The following is a 16,242-nucleotide window of genomic DNA, read 5'->3' on the forward strand; positions in this document are numbered from 1 at the left end:
TCCCCGGCGATACAGGAGAAGACCGGAAGGATGGCGAAATTCGGTTCTCGGGATCATTGTCGCCGAAAACGGCGAGAAGTTGCGTGAAAAAGGCGCGGCTTCCTTACCTTAATGCAGCTCCAAGCGATTTTTCTTGGCTCTCGGGAAATCGAGAGTTCGAGCACCGCCCTCACTTCCCGTCCAGGCCCGCCCGCTCCGCCGCCAGCGCCCCCAGCGCCGACCAGTCGAGGTCCCCCCTCCCCTGGGCCACCCCCTCGAGGAAGTGGTCACGCAGGAGGCTGGCCAGCGGCATCGGCACCGCCGCCGTGTCAGCGGCCTCCAGCGCCAGCTTCACGTCCTTGAGCCCCAGCCGCAGCTTGAAGCCCGCCGGCGCGTACTGCTCCTGGGCGATCAGCGCCGCGTAGCGCTCGAAGATGGGCGAGCGCGCGAACACGGACTGGAACACCTCCAGGAACACCTTCGGCTCGATGCCGGACTTGCGCGTGAGCGCGAACGACTCGCCGAGCGCCTCCATCATCGAGGCGATCAGGAAGTTACCCGACAGCTTCACCACGTTCGCCGCGGAGGCCTTCTCCCCGAGCACCGTGAGACCGCGCCCGAGGGACTCCAGCAGGGGCCGGCATCGCTCCACGTCGTCCCGCGCGCCCGCGGCCAGCACCCAGAGCTGCCTCGCCTCCGCCGCGTCCGGCCTGCCGAACACCGGTGCCGCCACGTACCGCTGCCCGGCCTCCGCGTGCGCCCGGGCCAGGCGATCCGAGAGCGCCACGGAGATGGTGCTCGACGAGACGTGGAGGGCGCCCCGCTCCAGTCCGGCCAGCAGGCCCGAGCCGCCGAAGACGACCGCCTCCACGGCGGGATCATCCGCGAGCATGGAGAAGACAACCTCCGCCCCGCGCGCCGCGTCCGCGGGCGAGTCCGCGACCCGGGCGCCCTGCTGGCGCAGCGACTCGGCCTTCCCGGCCGTGCGGTTGTAGACCGCGAGCTCATGCCCCGCCGCGCGCAGGTTCCTCGCCATGGCGTGGCCCATGTTCCCCAGACCGATGAAGCCAACCTTCATGTGCTTCCTCCTCGAGAGCGAGGCGCCAGAGCTAACAGGAAAAAGCACGAGGGCCCCAGGCCATGGAGACCTGGAGCCCTCTGGATAACAGTGTCCGTGCCCGCGCGCGTCAGTCCTTGACGGGCGTGGCCTTGAGGGCGGCCTTGCCCTCCTTCACGTACACCTGGAAGCGCACCGTCTTGCAGGCGTACTTCTGGACGAGCTGCTCCTTGTTCTTGCGCAGCTTGGCCACGAACTTGTCGTAGGTCAGGCCGTCGTTGGGCTCACCGCACTGATCCCTCGTGGCCACGAACTCGCGGAAGACGTCCTGGAAGTGGCTCTCCTCGGACAGGACGTTGGCGCCGCCGGTGGGAGGAGGCGGGGGCGGCGGAAGGCCCTGCGAGGAGGGAGCGGCCACGCCCGGGTGACCCGGCAGCGGGACCTCGGCCGTGTTGGGACGGGCCGAGCGCGCGAGCAGCTCCTGCGGGATGGCGGCCACGCGCGTCGTCTCGGGAGCCGTCTCCGCACCGAAGCCCGAGGGCGGGAGGCCCGCCTGCGCGGCGGCGGCCGCGAAGGGATCCGCCGCCTGCTTCAGCGAGTAGGCCGCCGTGGGCTGATCCTCGAAGGCGAACGCGCCGCGAGGCGACGCCGTGGCCACGCCGACGCCCTGTTCCGACGAGGGGAAGGGGAAGGCATCCCCCGCCGAGGCCCGCGCGGCGAACGGATCCTTGCCCGGGACCGTGGGCGATCCATACGGATCCGCGCCCGGAGCCGGAGCCGCCGGGAACGGGAAGGCATCTCCCCCCGAAGCCGGAGCCGCCGCGTACGAATCCACGCCCGGCACCGGAGGCGGCGGGAACGGGAAGTCGGAGTCGGGAGCGGCCCGCGTGGGAGTGGGAGCGGGAGACGCGGGGAAGGGGAAGTCGTCCGGACCGGGCACGGGCGGCTCCTGCACGGGCGCCACCGGGAGCGGCGCCGCGGCCACGGGAGCGGGCACCGGGGCCTCGGCCTCCTGACCCTTCTTGCCCTTCTTCTTCTTGTCCTTCTTCTCCTTCGCGGGAGCCTGGGCCGGAGCGGCGGCACCGCGGCTGGAGCCCATCACCAGCGTCCACACCAGGGAGAAGCCCAGCAGGCACATCAGCCCGAGGAGGGCGATCTGCTGGTAGTCCGCCAGCGCCGTCATGAAGGGCTGCAGGCTGACCACGGCCACGACCTCGAGGCCCTCCTCGAGCGCCCGGCGCGAGCCGACCGCGAGCGGAGCATCGCCGCCCCGGGTGTCATCGAGGTGGGTGAGCACGGGCAGCTTCACCTGCGGCACCTGGGGGAGCCACCCGCGCACGCTGCCGCGCTGCACCACGCGACCGGACTGGCCCGCGGACAACTTCTCGAGACCCTCGGCGGCGAGCTGTGGCTGCGAGCCGGCGGTGCCCAGCACCTTGTCCCCCTTCACCAGCGCGACCGCGGCGACACCGGAAGCCAGGGCCGCGGACTCCAGGGCCTTGCCATCCACCAGCGGGGCGCCCACCACGAGGGTCGCGACCACCTGCGAGGGGCCTCCCTCGGCGTTCCACAGCACCGGCACGGAGTAGAAGACGTGGGGCGCGTCGAAGGCGTCCACCACCAGGCCCTCGTTCCCCGCCTTCACCAACGCCCGCACGTCGAGCTGCTCGTCCGAGGCGGGCTCTCCGCCGGCGCGCGCGTACAGCGAGCCGTCGTTCGTGGCGAGCGCGAGGATGAGCGAGCCCTCGAGTGACTCGGGCACCAGGCCCCGGGCGGCGGCGCGCAGACCGGAGAAACGCTCGCCCATGGGCGGCTCCACGATGCGCACGCCCTTGCCCTTGGGCAGGGGCACCACCTGGGGATGCACCGCGGTGGCCACATCCGGGCTCGCCGCCAGCTTCAGCGCCACGCCCTGCACGGCGAGCCGCCGCGTCACCAGGGAGCGCGCCATCTCGGAGATGGCCGCCGTGGCGGGCGCGGATGCTCCTTCCGTGGCCCGGACACTCAGCGGTCCGGAAACCAGGGGGAGATGAGCCAACCCCAGTCCGAGGACCAGGAGCGCGAAGAGGAAGAACTTGAAGCGGACCATCGCCGACCTTTAGCCCGGGGTGAAGGGTCCCGCTTATAGCGTCCACCGCTCGGGGCCAGCAAGAATCGGACGAGATCCGCCTGGGAGCCCGGACACCAGGCAGGGGGTCCGGGCTCCGCTCGCGAGCTAGAAGCGCACGTCGTCGGGGAGGCCCTGGCTGCTCGCCTCCCGCCGCTTCTCCACGGTCCGCTTGATGGTCCTCTCCAGACGGTCACGCATCGCGTCGATCGCCTGGAACATGGTCTCCGCCGTCTCCGTGATGTGAATACCCGCGAAGCCGGGCATGCGCACGGTCACCCGACACTCCTGGTCCACGCCCCCCTTGGTCCCGTTGATGTCCACCAGGGCGATCTCGATCTCGCTCGCCTCGTCTTCGATGTACCTGGCGATGGGCTCCACCAGATGCTGGGTGGCGTAATCCCGAAGCGAATCCGACAGATCCAGGTGGACTCCTCGCAGCAACACCTTCATGGCGTCACCTCCCTTGGCCCCTCAAAATGGGCAGCCCGGTGACATTCGGTGAGCCGTCATCGCGCAGGCTCCCTCGTCCGCTCCCCTGGCGAGGGGCGGAGTGCACGACCCGCGCGGACGTTTTGTCGTCGCTCCCGGGTTGCCCACTCGCATGGGAGAGCGAATCAAGGTGCTGCTGGTCGAGGACGATGGCGACAGTCGTGAGCTCCTCGCGGAGCTACTCGAGCTCGACTTCGACGTCATCACGGCGGCGGACGGGGTCTCGGGATTACAGGCTTTCGAGGCGGACCACCCGGATGTGGTCGTCACGGACGAGTCACTACCCGGCATGTGTGGCACGGCACTCGCACAGGAAGTGAAACACCGTCAACCCAAGGCGGGGGTCATCCTCGTTTCCGGCTACACGAACGTGGATTCCACCAGTTGTGACGTGGTGCTGCGCAAGCCCATCGATGTCGAGCGGCTGTCAGCGGCCGTGGGGAGCCTGGGGGAAGCAGCCAGGCACTGAAGCGGGACGTGCTAACTTCGTGCTCGGTTGCCAGGGTGTTGTTCCTGGAGGGAGGCACGATGAAGTACTGCATGCAGTGCGGTTCCGAATACCAGGATGGCGTGAAGGAGTGCGCGGACTGTCCTGGCAGCGCGCTGGTGGACGCGGAGACCATGCGCGAGCACCACATCCCCCTGCCCGGCGAGGGGGACACCCGCAAGTTCGTCCGGGCGGCCACCGCGGAGGATCCATTCACCGCGGAGGACTACGCCCGCCTGCTCCAACTCCAACACATCCCCGTGTTCGTCCGGCCGCGTCGCACCGGCACCGTGGACGTGCTCACCACCGGGAGCCTGGAGCCCTGGTGGGAGATCATGGTCGGCGAGGAGTTCCTGGAGCGCGCCACCCAGCTGCTGACCCGGGAGAAGGCCCAGCTGGACGCCACCGCCGAGGAGGCCGCCCGTGCCGCCGAGGAGGAGGAGCGTGAGACGGAGGGCTCCGCCCCACCGGCGGGCACCCTCTGAACCATCCCGGGAGGGCCGCCCCCCGAGACATCCGCCGGGGGGCCGCTCGGGCCGGACGCGAGGACTCCGCCTACGGAGAGCGCACGAGCTCGTCACCGCTCGAGTCGGGCTGGTGGGGCTCGTAGAGGCTCACGCCGGAGACCCGCCATTTGTCGTACTTCGCGTTGCGCGCGAGGAACGTCTCCAGATCCTCGTCCACCACCCGGCCGTTGCCGTCCGCGCCGCGCCGCGCATGGCGCAACCAGGTGCGCTTGCCCTTCTGCACCACGAAGCCCAGGTGCGTCACCCGCGTGGCCTTCAGCGGCAGATCTTCCCGCAGGACCACGAGGATGGTGCCCGAGGGCACCAGACGCGCGTGCTCCAGCACCCGGTCCAGGGGTATCATGTCGAGGCTGTAGGTGCCCCGCGGCTGATGTGTCTTGGGTAACCCCAGCGCCATCGAGGAGCGCGACGTCCAGGTGAGCGCGGTGAGCGTCTTCTGCACGCGCACCGTGTCCGCGCCGCCGTAGCGCCGCGTCACGTCCACCAGGAAGCCCTTGCGCTGGTTGTTGGGCAACCACTGGGCCTCCATCAGGTGGTTGCGATCCTCGTAGCGGGGAGTGCTCGCGTAGCGCAGGCGCTCGAGAATCCCCGGCACCTCCGACTCCGAGTGGGCCAGGCTCATGGCCAGCGCCTGCTCCACGAAGGTGAGGCAGTCCACCGCGTCCAGCCGGAAGGTCGGATCCGGATCCACCCCGCTCCCCTCCCCCAGCGGAGAGTGGACATAGGGCGTACCCAGGAAGCGCTCGCTCACACGCAGCAGCCGATCCTTCAGCGGAAGCGCCGCCGCGCCGGTGATGAAGGCGGCGCGCTCCTGCGGGCTGAGCGAGGCCCACACCACCACCGGCTCCGTGATCTTGTTGCGCACCGGCGAGCCGGGTTTGACCGCGGCCGGAGCGGCCCCGGGGGCCGGCGTGTGGGCGAGCAGCGTGGAGATCAGGGCGAATGCCTTCATTTCACCAGTCCCGCCTTCCGGAGGATGGCCTTGCGCTCGTCATCCGCGAGCTGGAGCGTCTCCAGTTCCTTCTCGTAGGTGAGCTTCTCCTCGCCCTGGGCATTCCACGAGGCGAGCACCAGCCACGACTTCATCGTCTTGTCACCCCCCTGGTGGAGCACGCGGGCCGCGCCGGCCGCGAGCGTCCTGTCCTTGTCCTCCAGCAGCGGCCGGAGCGCGGTCCCGGTCTGCTTCACGGGCAGCCCTTCGTAGAGGGCCAGGCCCTGGCGGCGCACCAGCTTGTCCTCCGAGGCCAGCAGCTTGCGCGCGAAGGCGAAGCCCTCGGGAGCACCCAGCAGGCACAGCCCGCGAGCGGCGGCGAAGCGGGTGCTCTCCGAGCTGTCGTCGAGGAAGGCCTTCAGGGCGGGCGCCTGCTTCTTGTCACCCGAGGCCCCCACCGCCTCCAGCAGCAGGACACGCGTCTGGGGATCCGACTCCGTGCTCGCCGTGCTCAGGAGCGCCTTGCCCACCTTGGGGTTGTGGGTGGCCCCCAGGGCGCGCGCCACCTCCCGGCGCACCCCGAGCGACTTGTCCTCCAGGAGCGGCAGCAGCACGTCGACGCGCTGGCTGCGCAGCCTGCCCAGGCCCTGCACGGCGTACATGCGCACCGCGCCGTCCTCGTGCCCGCTCAGCCGCAGGAGGGTGGGCTCGGCCACGCGCGTCTCCAGCCCGGCCAGCACCGCCGTCACGTCCCGCAGCCGCCGGGGCTCCAATACCGCGGGGAGCGCCTCGATGATGAGCCCCGCCGCGTAGGCCTCCTCACGCAGGATGCGCAGGCGGGAAGTGGCGGTGGGCACCGGCAGGTTCCCGTTCAGCAGCGCCTGGACGAGCCCGCGCGTCTCCCCCTGGCGCTCCATGCGCTTCTGGACGGAGGGGGGGGCGGCCAGGACGGCCGGAGAGGTCAGTGCGAGGACGAGTAGCAGGCAGGCGGGCAGGTTGCGCACGGTCGGCCACGATGACAAGGCTGGCGCGAGGCTGTCAAAACCCCGGCCGGGCCCGCTCCCTCCCTCGCGGATGTACGACTGCCCGATTCTTGACCCTCACCGACGTGATTGATACGACCGGGGCCCAGTGTCTTCCAGCCCTTATCCCGAGGCCCCTTCCATGAAGCGACTCCTGGTTCTGGTGGCTGCGGCGGGAGCCCTCGCCGGATGCGGCCCCGTGAAGTCCACCTCGCACCTGCTGGACGCCGAAGTGCAGATCCAGGCGGCCCGCACCGCCGGCGCCCCGAAACTGGCCCCCTACGAGTGGACGGCCGCCAACCTCTACATCCACAAGGCCCGGGAGGAGGTCAGCTACTCCGACTACCAGGCCGGCGTGGACTTCGCCGAGAAGGCAGCCCGCTTCGCCGCCGAGGCCCGTGAAAAGGCCATGGCCAACGCCAACGGCGACGAGTCCTCCTCCTCCAGTCCCAACCCCTGACGCGAGAGTCCCCACCGATGCGACGTCTCTTCGCCTCCTCGTTGCTCCTGCTCTCCGCCGCCTGCGTGAGCGGGAACAAGGTCCGCGCGGACTCCGAGGTCATCCAGGCCGATATCGAGCGCGCCCGCCGCAGTGGCGCCATGCGCTGCGCCCCGGTGGAGCTCGCCACCGCCGAGGCCAACCTCGACTTCGCCCGCGGCGAGCTCAGCCAGGGCACCAGCTACCGTGCCTCCGAGCACATCCGCACCGCCGAGACCGCCATCAAGAAGGCGCTGGAGCTCTCCAAGAGCTGCGCGCCCCAGAAGGTCCTGGTCAAGGACAAGCGGGACGCGCCCACCACGCAGGAGCCCGGTCCGCAGACCCAGGTGGAGATCACCCCCAAGCCGCCCCAGCAGGTCGTGGTGCAGATCGAGGAGCGGGACTCCGACGGGGACGGCATCCTCGACAAGGATGACCCCTGCCCGGACCGCGCGGAGGATCGCGACGGCTTCGAGGACTCGGACGGCTGCCCCGAGACGGACAACGACAAGGACGGGGTGCTGGACGGCAACGACAAGTGCCCGCTGACGCCCGGTCCGCTCTCCAACCAGGGCTGCCCCGAGGAGGCGCCCGCGGACACCGACGGGGACGGCATCCCCGACAACGTGGACAAGTGCCGCGACCAGCCCGAGGACAAGGACGGCTTCCAGGACGAGGACGGCTGCCCGGATCCCGACAATGACCAGGACGGCCTGATCGACAGCGCGGACAAGTGCCCCGACGCCGCTGGCGCCATCCAGAACCTGGGCTGCCCCCGCACCGACAAGGACGGGGACAACATCGAGGACTCGCAGGACAAGTGCCCCGATGAGCCCGAGGACAAGGACGGCTTCCAGGACGAGGACGGCTGCCCGGACCTCGACAACGACGGCGACGGCATCCCGGATGGCCTGGATCGCTGCCCACTGCAGTCCGGCCCGCTCGAGAACGCGGGCTGCCCCGACGAGGACAAGGACGGCGACGGCCTGGTGGACCGGATGGACGTGTGCCCGGATCAGGCCGGCCCGAAGGAGATGCGCGGCTGCCCGGATCCCGACACGGACCAGGACGGCATCCCGGATCGCGTGGACGTGTGCCCGGATGAGCCCGGCGTGAAGGACGAGCGCGGGTGCGCCAAGAAGTACAAGATGGTCGTCGTCAAGAAGCAGAAGATCGAGATCAAGAAGCAGATCAAGTTCGCGGCCGGCTCCTCGAAGATCATCGGCAAGGAGAGCTTCACCATCCTCGACGACGTGGCTCAGGTGATGCGCGACATGCCCAACATCAAGAAGCTCCGCATCGAGGGCCACACGGACTCGCTGGGCAAGGATCTGACGAATCTGAAGCTGTCGCAGGCGCGCGCGGACGCGGTGATGGCGCAGCTCATCAAGCGCGGCGTCGACCCGGGCCGGATGCAGGCCATCGGCTACGGTGAGGAGAAGCCGATCGCCACCAACGGGACGGCGAAGGGGCGCGCGGAGAACCGCCGCACCGAGTTCAACATCGCCGAGTAGTCATCCCCTCCTCCACCGGGAGGGGACGAGGAGAGGGTGCCGCGCGCCACCGGGCCGCGAGCACCCTCTTCCAGACTCAGGCCCAGAGTTCCCGCTCGAGCGAGTCCACCAGGGAAGCGGCGACCTCGGGCGCGGGCATGCCGGCCTCCGTGACGAGCGCGGCGTCCAGCGGCGAGGCCACCTCCTCCCGCAGCATCGCGATGGCCTCACGCTGGGCTTCGCGAAGGGCCTCGCGCTCGGCGGTGGGGAGCTGCTCCCGCGCCCAGCGATCGATGGCCCAGGACAGCTCGGCGTGCCGGGTCTCGTCCTCGGCGATGCGCGCCATGGCCTCGCGCACCTCCGCGTCGCGCGCGTGCAGCGCCTGGTGGTGCGCCACCAGCGCCCCGAACGTCTCGCGCACACAGCCCTCCACGGCGTTGTCCAGCGCCACCTCTCGGAGCGAGCGCAGCGGCAGCGTCTCGACCTCGGGCCGCGGCGGCGTCGCGCCGAAGCGGCGGGCGAGCCGCGTGCTGACGTCCGTGTGCACCACCTCCTCCAGTGCGCTCACCAGCGCCGCGTCCCGCAGGGAGACATCCGCCCCATGCAACGCGAGCTCCTCGCGCAGCCGCAGGAAGGCATTGATGGAGGCCGCCTCCAGGTGCGCGGCCCGAGCGAAGTGGAGACCCAGCGCGTCCTCGCACGTAACCCGGCCCGCGACGCGCAACCCCACCGGCCGCCGGCCGATGGCACAACCCCCACTGCCACGCTCGACCACGTCGCGGTGCGCCTCCCTCACGTCGCCCGAGGCGGATACCTCCAGGACGAAGCGCGTCACCGCCGTGTTCTCCCCACAGGCAAAACCCCGGGTGGCGACGACGTTGAAGCTGCCGTCGGCGTTCGCCCTCACCGCGCCACGCTGCAGGTTGCCACAGCTCAGGTCGTAGCCTTCCGCGAAGGCGAGCAGCGCGGCCTCCTGCTGCGTTTCGATGGTACCCAGGAAGCTCCTGAGCGACTCCAACGTCGTGAGGGCCGCCACCTCGTCGCCCCGTGTCACCGCGAGGTAGTACGCAGTGCACGCATCCACGCAGGAGGAATTGAAGCCGCTGCGCGAGGACAGGGCGCTCAGGGCCGACTCACAAGCCCCCCGGTCCGAGGCTGTCGCGCAGGCCGTGCCCGAGGATGACGTCGCCACCTCATTCCTCTCATCGGCTCCCGGGGAGAAGTAGATGCGCCGCAGCTGCACGAAGTCCGTCCGCGACGCGGGTGACAATCCGCTCACCGCGAGCGACCCGCCCTCGCAGACGGGCGCGGAGTAATCTGACAGGTCCAGGTGCCCACATCCAGCCAGCACCAACGGCGAAGCGAGTGACGCACGCAGGGCGCGAGAGAAGATACGGCGAAGCAGAGGCGATTCCATGAAGGACTCCAAAAGAGAGACGCTCCTCATGAAGCAACCCGGATGCCATGGCCACCCCGTCCGGTGCTCCAGAGGAACGGACCCCGGAAGCGCCCGCCCACCGAGCCCTGTCGAACTCAAAAACCTGAGGGTCAAAGGTAGAAATGATGTGTCAATGCCAGCGTGACGCATCCCGCCAAAGCCAGAGACAGAAGTTTGCAGCGGAGTTGCATCCCTGGGTGCCGCATGAACACAGAGAAACTTGTCGCATCGACAAGGAGAATCACAGGATGAGCCCCGGTCCCATGAAGGGATCTTCTCATCGGAGAAGGACGGGTGGACATGCATTCATCGACGTCTCGTATTCGCACCGTGGGGGTGCTCACCGCGCTGATGTTCCTCGCACCGGCCTGCAAGCGTGACAACACGGAGGCGAAGGGAAACGCGGCCCCGGCCGCGGAGAAGGCCGCCTCCGGCGGGAAGATCGCCCTGCTGCTGCCGGAATCGAAGACCGCGCGTTATGAGACCCAGGACCGCCCGCACTTCGAGCGCAAGGTCAAGGAGCTGTGTCCGGACTGCCAGATTCTCTATAGCAACGCGGAGCAGGACGCCTCGAAGCAGCAGAACCAGGCCGAGGCGGCCCTGACCAACGGCGCCCAGGTGCTCGTGTTGGATCCGGTGGACTCGGCCTCGGCGGCCGCCATCGTGGCGCGCGCCAAACAAGCCAAGGTGCCGGTCCTCAGCTACGAGCGTCTCATCCTCAACGCGGACGTGGACTACTACATCTCCTTCGACAACGAGCAGGTGGGCAAGCTCCAGGGCCAGGCATTGGTCGACAAGCTGAAGGCGGACGGCAAGGGCACCGGCACCATCGTGATGATCCACGGCTCGCCCACCGACAACAACGCGAAGCTCTACAAGTCCGGCTCGCACAGCGTGATCGACGGCAGCGGCCTGAAGGTGGGCGTCGAGTACGACACCCCCGACTGGAGCCCGGACAAGGCGCAGCAGCAGATGGAGCAGGCGCTCACCCGGCTCGGCAAGGACACGATCGTCGGCGTGTACGCGGCCAACGACGGTACGGCCAGCGGGGCCATCTCGGCCATGAAGGCCGCCGGCATCAACCCGCTGCCGCCCGTCACGGGTCAGGACGCCGAGCTGGCCGCCATCCAGCGCATCATCACCGGCGAGCAGTACATGACCGTCTACAAGGCCATCAAGAAGGAGGGAGAGATCGCCGCCGAGGTCGCGGTGGCGCTGATGCGCGGGGGCCAGCCGCCCGAGGGCCGGGTGAACGGCAAGGTGAACAATGGCACCAAGGACGTGCCGTCCATCCTCCTGCCCGCCCAGATCGTGACGAAGGACAACGTGAAGAGCACCGTCATCGCGGACGGATTCTGGACGGCCGCGCAGATCTGCGAGGGTGCCTACGCGAGCGCCTGCGCCACGGCGCAGCTCCAGCCCTGAGGCGAGCTCCCCTCTCCCAGAGGGAGAGGGAGCATGCGCGCTCCCCTACCTCGTGGGGGCTGGGGAGGAGAGCCCGGCGCGAGCCAACGCGAGGGCCCCCAACACCCCGGAGCGCTCCGCCAGGGCGGGCGGGACGATGTACGACTCGATGTGCTCGAGGATGGCGGGAGACTGGATGTAGCCGTTGAGCAGTCTCCGCACCTCGGCGCGCACCAGCGGGAAGAGGTGCTGCTGGGCCATCACCCCTCCGCCGAGGATGAGGCGCTGGGGTGAGAGCGTGCAGATGTAGCTGGTCAGGGCGAGCGCGATGTAGTGCGCCTCGAGCGCCCAGACCGGATGGTCGACCGGCAGGGACTCGGCGCGCTGGCCCAGGCGCTTCTCCAGGGCCGGACCGGAGGCCAGTCCCTCGAAGCAGTCGCCGTGGAAGGGACAGCCGCCCGGGAAGGGATCCGCTTTCGGGTCTCGCGGCAGGCGGATGTGGCCCATCTCCGGATGGATGAGGCCGTGCATCAACCGGCCGTTGAGCAGACCTCCCCCGCCAATGCCGGTGCCGATCGTCAGGTAGACGAACGTGTCGAGCCCCTGGGCCGCGCCCCAGTGATGCTCGCCCAGGGCCGCGCCATTCACGTCGGTGTCGAAGCCGACCGGAATCCCCAGGGCCCGCCGGAACGGACCGGCCACGTCGGCGTTCCTCCAGCCCGGCTTGGGCGTGGAGGTGATGAAGCCGTACTGGAGTGAACCCGGGTGGAGCTCCACGGGGCCGAAGGACGCGATGCCGAGGGCGGCCAGAGGACCCCGCTGGCGCGTCTGCTCCTGGAAGAACGCCAGGGCCTGACCGATCGTCTCCTCGGGCGTCGTGGTGGGGATGCGCACCATGGCCCGGATGTCATCCGGACCCGTTCCCACCGCGCACACGAACTTGGTCCCACCCGCTTCGATGCCACCCAACAGTGTCGTCACATCACCCTCCTGAGTGAGACCACCCCCTACTCCGTGATGAAGCCTCTTTCCAGGCTCCATTCGGACCGCTGAAAATCCATACATCCACAAGTGTCTGTACTTGCCCGCATCAAAAACACAGACACCCACCACCGCCCGCCCTCGAGCACTCTGTCCAATACCTCACACGGGAAGGCCCGTCCCGAGGATGACGCCTCGCGTTACAGACGAGCGTTGCGCGGCGCGAATCGCGCTCCACGGGTACAGCCCCTTGGTTTGTATTGACTCATACCGTCCGTACACTACGCTCGTCGTACGATTGATCCCCGCCAATCGTGGACCACACAACACCCAGGCGTCAGAGATTGACAGCTCAGGGAGGAAAAATGCGCCTCTGGAAGAATCTGCTCATGGCTGGTGCCATGTCCGTGCTCGTGGTGTCGGCCGTGGCGGCTGCCGCCGACGTGAAGATCGGCTTCGTCGTCAAGCAGCCCGAGGAGCCGTGGTTCCAGGATGAGTGGAAGTTCGCGGACATCGCCGCCAAGGAGAAGGGTTTCACCCTGGTAAAGATTGCCGCCGAGGACGGAGAGAAGGCCCTTTCCGCACTCGACAACCTGGGTGTCCAGGGCGCGCAGGGGGTCATCATCTGCACCCCTGACGTCAAGCTTGGCCCGGGGCTGGTGGCCCGGGCCAACGCCAACCAGCTCAAGCTCATGACGGTCGATGACCGCCTGGTGAACAGCAAGGGCAAGCCGCTCGAGAACGTGCCCCACATGGGCATCTCCGCCACCAGGATTGGCGAGACCGTTGGCCAGGCCATCGTGGATCAGATCAAGGCGCGTGGCTGGAACATGAAGGAAGTCGGAGCCATCCGCGTGTCCTACGATCAGCTCCCCACCGCGAAGGACCGGGTCGAGGGCGCCATCTCCGTGCTGAAGCGGAATGGCTTCCTGGCGCAGAACATCTTCGACGCGCCGCAGAGCAAGACGGACACCGAGGCGGCGCTCAACGCCGCCACCGTCGTCCTCAACAAGAATCCCGGCATCAAGAAGTGGGTGGCGTTCGGCCTCAACGACGAGGCCGTGCTGGGCGCCGTCCGCGCGACCGAGGTGGCCGGCCTGAAGGCCACGGACGTGGTGGCCGTGGGCATCGGCGGCTCGGACGCGGCCATCAACGAGTTCAAGAAGCCCTCTCCCACCGGCTTCTACGGCAGCGTGATCATCTCGCCGAAGCGTCACGGCTACGAGACCACGCTCAACATGTACAACTGGGTGACCGCCAACAAGGAGCCGGAGAGGCTCATCCTCACCTCCGGCAAGCTCGCCACCCGCGACACGTACAAGGACGTCCGCAAGGAGCTCGGCCTGCAGTAGCAGTGGTCCCGGAACGTGGCGAGGGTGCATGACGGCCTTTCTCGAATTCACGAACATCTCCAAGAGCTTCCCTGGCGTCAGAGCCCTCAAGGATCTGAGCTTCACGGTTCCAGCCGGACGCGTCATCGGTCTGTTGGGTGAGAACGGAGCGGGCAAGTCCACGCTCATCAAGATCCTCGGCGGCGACCATCTGCCCGATACCGGGGAGATCCGCATCGCCGGCAAGGTCCACCGCTTCGCCTCGACGCGCGCGTCGATCACCGCGGGGGTCTCGGTCGTGCACCAGGAGCTGCAACTGGTGCCCGAGCTGACGGTGGCCGAGAACCTCATGCTGGGCCGTTTCCCGAAGCGGTTCGGCGTCATCAACTATCGGGAGCTGTTCTCCAAGGTGGGCGCGGTGCTGCGGGACCTCGGCATCGACGTGGATCCGCGCACCAAGGTCGTGGACCTGTCGATTGGCGCCCGCCAGATGGTGGAGATCGCCAAGGCCGCCATGTTCGACGCCTCGGTCATCGCCCTGGACGAGCCGACCTCGTCGCTCTCCGCGCACGAGAGCGAGATCCTCTTCCGGCTGGTCGACCGTCTCCGGAAGGCTGGCAAGGTCATCCTCTACGTCTCGCACCGTCTGGACGAGCTCTTCCGCCTGTGTGACGGCTGCGTCGTCCTGCGCGATGGCCGGCTCGTCGCCTGGCACGAGACCATGGAGGGCCTGACGCGCCAGACATTGGTGCGCGAGATGGTGGGACGGGAGATCCAGAACATCTGGGGCTGGAGGCCCCGGACCCTGGGCCCGGTGCGCCTCTCCGTGTCGGGAGTGAGCGGCGCGCGGCTGTCGGCCCCCGCGAGCTTCGAGGTCCGCGCCGGGGAGATCCTCGGCTTCTTCGGGTTGGTGGGAGCGGGACGCAGCGAGCTGGCGCGACTGCTCTACGGAGCCGACGAGCGCCATGCGGGGGAGCTCCGGATCGACGGTCGGGTGGTGCGGATCGACAACCCCCGGCAGGCGGTGCGCGCCGGGCTCGTCCTCTGCCCCGAGGACCGGAAGAGCGACGGCATCCTCCAGGGCCGGTCCGTCGAGGAGAACATCAACATCTCCTGCCGGCGACACTTCTCGCCTCTCGGCGTGCTGAACATGGCCCGGGAAGCCGAAACGGCGAACGACTTCATCAAGGGGATGGGGGTGAGGACCCCCTCGCGCCACCAGGACATCGTCAACCTGTCGGGCGGCAACCAGCAGAAGGTCATCCTGTCACGCTGGCTGGCCGAGCGCGGCATCAAGGTCCTCATCATCGACGAGCCGACCCGAGGCATCGACGTCGGCGCCAAGAGCGAAATCTACGAGGTGCTCTACGGGCTGGCCGAGCAGGGCATCGCCCTCATCGTCATCTCGAGCGAACTGCCCGAGGTCATGGGCATCTGCGACCGCGTTCTCGTGATGTGCGGCGGCCGCATCGCCGCGGAATTCCAACGCCCCGACTTCGCCGAGGAGAAACTCCTGGCGGCGGCACTGCCCGACCGCTCGGCGGCTCAAGAGGATTTGCAATGAATCGCCTGAAACGAGTCGTGCTCGGAGAACAGGGGCTGGTCATCCTGTTCCTGCTGGCCCTCGTGATCGTCTCCGTCACCGTCCCCAACTTCATGACCCAGCGCAACGTGCTGGGTCTGCTGCAATCGGTGGTGACCATCGGCATCGTCGCCTGCACGATGATGCTCTGTCTGGCGTCGCGTGACTTCGATCTCTCCGTCGGCTCGACGGTGGCCTTCTCCGGAATGATCGCCGTGATGGTGTCCAACCACACGGAGAACATCGGGCTGGGCCTGTTGGCCGCCCTGCTGTCCGGAGTGGTGGTCGGCGCCATCAATGGCCTGGTGATTGCCCGGCTGCGGATCAACGCCCTCATCACGACGCTGGCGACGATGCAGATCGTCCGCGGTCTGGCGCTGATCTCCTCGGATGGGCGCGCCGTCGGCGTCGACGACCCGGCGTATTTCGACATCGCGCAGACGGCCCTGTTCGGCATCCCGCGGCCCATCGTCGTGATGGGGCTCTTCTTCCTGATCTTCGGCTTCGTGCTGAACCGCACGGTCTTCGGGCGCAACACGTTGGCGATCGGCGGCAATCCGGACGCCTCGCGGCTGGCCGGCGTCAACGTCGGCACCATCCGCATCTGGATCTTCACCCTCCAGGGACTGGCCTGCGCGGTCGCGGGCATCCTGCTGTCCTCACGCATCACCAGCGGTCAGCCGAACGCGGCACAGGGACTCGAGCTGTCCGTGATCTCCGCCTGCGTCCTGGGTGGTGTGTCGCTGGCCGGCGGGCGGGCCGCGATCTCCGGCGTGCTGGTGGGCGTGCTCATCATGGGCATCGCCGAGAACGTGATGAACCTGATGAACATCCAGGCCTTCTACCAATACGTCGTTCGCGGCGTGATCCTGCTGCTCGCGGTGCTGCTCGACAATCTCCGCACGCGCGCGACAGGAAAGCGCACCTAGCCGT

At 68.6% G+C, this 16,242-nt stretch carries 15 protein-coding genes; 8 read left to right on the plus strand and 7 right to left on the minus strand.

From position 1 onward, the window contains the following. Positions 1–169: 169 nt before the first annotated feature. The 3 genes from JQX13_RS50655 to hpf form a co-directional block, all read right to left on the minus strand. Positions 170–1,057, minus strand: coding sequence for an NAD(P)-dependent oxidoreductase (locus JQX13_RS50655; protein WP_203406543.1), 888 nt, complete (start codon positions 1,055–1,057; stop codon positions 170–172). Positions 1,058–1,166: 109 nt separating this feature from the next. Further along, positions 1,167–3,125, minus strand: coding sequence for an MXAN_5187 family protein (locus JQX13_RS50660; RefSeq protein ID WP_203406544.1), 1,959 nt, complete (start codon positions 3,123–3,125; stop codon positions 1,167–1,169). A gap of 126 nt (positions 3,126–3,251) precedes the next feature. Beyond that, complete coding sequence (hpf, locus tag JQX13_RS50665; RefSeq protein ID WP_203406545.1) at positions 3,252–3,596, minus strand: ribosome hibernation-promoting factor, HPF/YfiA family; 345 nt, start codon at positions 3,594–3,596, stop codon at positions 3,252–3,254. A gap of 151 nt (positions 3,597–3,747) precedes the next feature. Here hpf and JQX13_RS50670 point away from each other — a divergent pair, with 151 nt between their 5' ends. Then, positions 3,748–4,104, plus strand: a complete 357-nt coding sequence (locus JQX13_RS50670; RefSeq protein WP_203406546.1) for a response regulator — start codon at positions 3,748–3,750, stop codon at positions 4,102–4,104. A 59-nt stretch (positions 4,105–4,163) separates the two neighbouring features. Continuing rightward, positions 4,164–4,607, plus strand: coding sequence for a DUF2007 domain-containing protein (locus JQX13_RS50675; RefSeq protein WP_203406547.1), 444 nt, complete (start codon positions 4,164–4,166; stop codon positions 4,605–4,607). A 70-nt stretch (positions 4,608–4,677) separates the two neighbouring features. Here the strand turns inward: JQX13_RS50675 and JQX13_RS50680 are convergent, their stop codons facing one another. Together JQX13_RS50680 and JQX13_RS50685 are read right to left on the minus strand one after the other, a co-directional pair. Continuing rightward, positions 4,678–5,601, minus strand: a complete 924-nt coding sequence (locus tag JQX13_RS50680; RefSeq protein WP_203406548.1) for an N-acetylmuramoyl-L-alanine amidase-like domain-containing protein — start codon at positions 5,599–5,601, stop codon at positions 4,678–4,680. After that, positions 5,598–6,584, minus strand: a complete 987-nt coding sequence (locus tag JQX13_RS50685) for a HEAT repeat domain-containing protein (RefSeq protein ID WP_239014363.1) — start codon at positions 6,582–6,584, stop codon at positions 5,598–5,600. Before JQX13_RS50685 ends, JQX13_RS50680 begins: the two co-directional genes overlap by 4 nt. A gap of 160 nt (positions 6,585–6,744) precedes the next feature. On the opposite strand from JQX13_RS50685, the gene JQX13_RS50690 reads away from it, so the two are divergent. Then, complete coding sequence (locus tag JQX13_RS50690; RefSeq protein WP_203406549.1) at positions 6,745–7,062, plus strand: DUF4398 domain-containing protein; 318 nt, start codon at positions 6,745–6,747, stop codon at positions 7,060–7,062. A 17-nt stretch (positions 7,063–7,079) separates the two neighbouring features. Next, entirely contained in the window at positions 7,080–8,594 is a 1,515-nt protein-coding gene (locus JQX13_RS50695) for an OmpA family protein (protein ID WP_203406550.1), read from the plus strand. Between the two features lie 76 nt (positions 8,595–8,670). Here JQX13_RS50695 and JQX13_RS50700 read toward each other — a convergent pair whose 3' ends face one another. Further along, positions 8,671–9,990 carry a ferritin-like domain-containing protein gene (locus JQX13_RS50700; protein WP_203406551.1) on the minus strand — a complete coding sequence of 440 codons (1,320 nt, stop codon included), beginning with the start codon at positions 9,988–9,990 and terminating at the stop codon, positions 8,671–8,673. Positions 9,991–10,311: 321 nt separating this feature from the next. Here JQX13_RS50700 and JQX13_RS50705 point away from each other — a divergent pair, with 321 nt between their 5' ends. Further along, the gene (locus JQX13_RS50705) at positions 10,312–11,436 is read left to right on the plus strand and encodes an ABC transporter substrate-binding protein (protein WP_203406552.1); all 1,125 of its coding nucleotides are present in this window, start codon (positions 10,312–10,314) and stop codon (positions 11,434–11,436) included. A 45-nt stretch (positions 11,437–11,481) separates the two neighbouring features. On the opposite strand, the gene JQX13_RS50710 is transcribed toward JQX13_RS50705, so the two are convergent. Continuing rightward, complete coding sequence (locus JQX13_RS50710) at positions 11,482–12,396, minus strand: ROK family protein (protein ID WP_239014364.1); 915 nt, start codon at positions 12,394–12,396, stop codon at positions 11,482–11,484. Positions 12,397–12,761: 365 nt separating this feature from the next. Between JQX13_RS50710 and JQX13_RS50715 the strand changes: the two genes are divergently transcribed. The 3 genes from JQX13_RS50715 to araH are packed head-to-tail and all read left to right on the plus strand — an operon-like array spanning position 12,762 to position 16,238. After that, complete coding sequence (locus tag JQX13_RS50715; protein WP_203406553.1) at positions 12,762–13,748, plus strand: arabinose ABC transporter substrate-binding protein; 987 nt, start codon at positions 12,762–12,764, stop codon at positions 13,746–13,748. Between the two features lie 28 nt (positions 13,749–13,776). Beyond that, the gene (gene araG / locus JQX13_RS50720; RefSeq protein ID WP_203406554.1) at positions 13,777–15,291 is read left to right on the plus strand and encodes an L-arabinose ABC transporter ATP-binding protein AraG; all 1,515 of its coding nucleotides are present in this window, start codon (positions 13,777–13,779) and stop codon (positions 15,289–15,291) included. Then, a complete protein-coding gene (gene araH, locus JQX13_RS50725; RefSeq protein WP_203406555.1) occupies positions 15,288–16,238 on the plus strand; it encodes an L-arabinose ABC transporter permease AraH in 951 nt (316 codons plus the stop codon). The genes araG and araH overlap by 4 nt, the downstream gene beginning before the upstream one ends. Positions 16,239–16,242 lie beyond the last annotated feature (4 nt).

This window comes from Archangium violaceum (genome assembly GCF_016859125.1).
GTDB classification, from domain to species: Bacteria; Myxococcota; Myxococcia; order Myxococcales; family Myxococcaceae; genus Archangium; species Archangium violaceum_A.

Excerpts from the sequence above, each read along its gene's own strand:
- hpf (WP_203406545.1), bottom strand. The coding sequence starts at position 3,596 with ATGAAGGTGTTGCTGCGAGGAGTCCACCTGGATCTGTCGGATTCGCTT.
- JQX13_RS50660 (WP_203406544.1), bottom strand. The coding sequence starts at position 3,125 with ATGGTCCGCTTCAAGTTCTTCCTCTTCGCGCTCCTGGTCCTCGGACTG.
- araH (WP_203406555.1), top strand. The coding sequence starts at position 15,288 with ATGAATCGCCTGAAACGAGTCGTGCTCGGAGAACAGGGGCTGGTCATC.
- JQX13_RS50695 (WP_203406550.1), top strand. The coding sequence starts at position 7,080 with ATGCGACGTCTCTTCGCCTCCTCGTTGCTCCTGCTCTCCGCCGCCTGC.
- JQX13_RS50715 (WP_203406553.1), top strand. The coding sequence starts at position 12,762 with ATGCGCCTCTGGAAGAATCTGCTCATGGCTGGTGCCATGTCCGTGCTC.
- JQX13_RS50680 (WP_203406548.1), bottom strand. The coding sequence starts at position 5,601 with ATGAAGGCATTCGCCCTGATCTCCACGCTGCTCGCCCACACGCCGGCC.
- JQX13_RS50655 (WP_203406543.1), bottom strand. The coding sequence starts at position 1,057 with ATGAAGGTTGGCTTCATCGGTCTGGGGAACATGGGCCACGCCATGGCG.
- JQX13_RS50705 (WP_203406552.1), top strand. The coding sequence starts at position 10,312 with ATGCATTCATCGACGTCTCGTATTCGCACCGTGGGGGTGCTCACCGCG.
- JQX13_RS50700 (WP_203406551.1), bottom strand. The coding sequence starts at position 9,990 with ATGGAATCGCCTCTGCTTCGCCGTATCTTCTCTCGCGCCCTGCGTGCG.
- araG (WP_203406554.1), top strand. The coding sequence starts at position 13,777 with ATGACGGCCTTTCTCGAATTCACGAACATCTCCAAGAGCTTCCCTGGC.
- JQX13_RS50670 (WP_203406546.1), top strand. The coding sequence starts at position 3,748 with ATGGGAGAGCGAATCAAGGTGCTGCTGGTCGAGGACGATGGCGACAGT.
- JQX13_RS50690 (WP_203406549.1), top strand. The coding sequence starts at position 6,745 with ATGAAGCGACTCCTGGTTCTGGTGGCTGCGGCGGGAGCCCTCGCCGGA.
- JQX13_RS50675 (WP_203406547.1), top strand. The coding sequence starts at position 4,164 with ATGAAGTACTGCATGCAGTGCGGTTCCGAATACCAGGATGGCGTGAAG.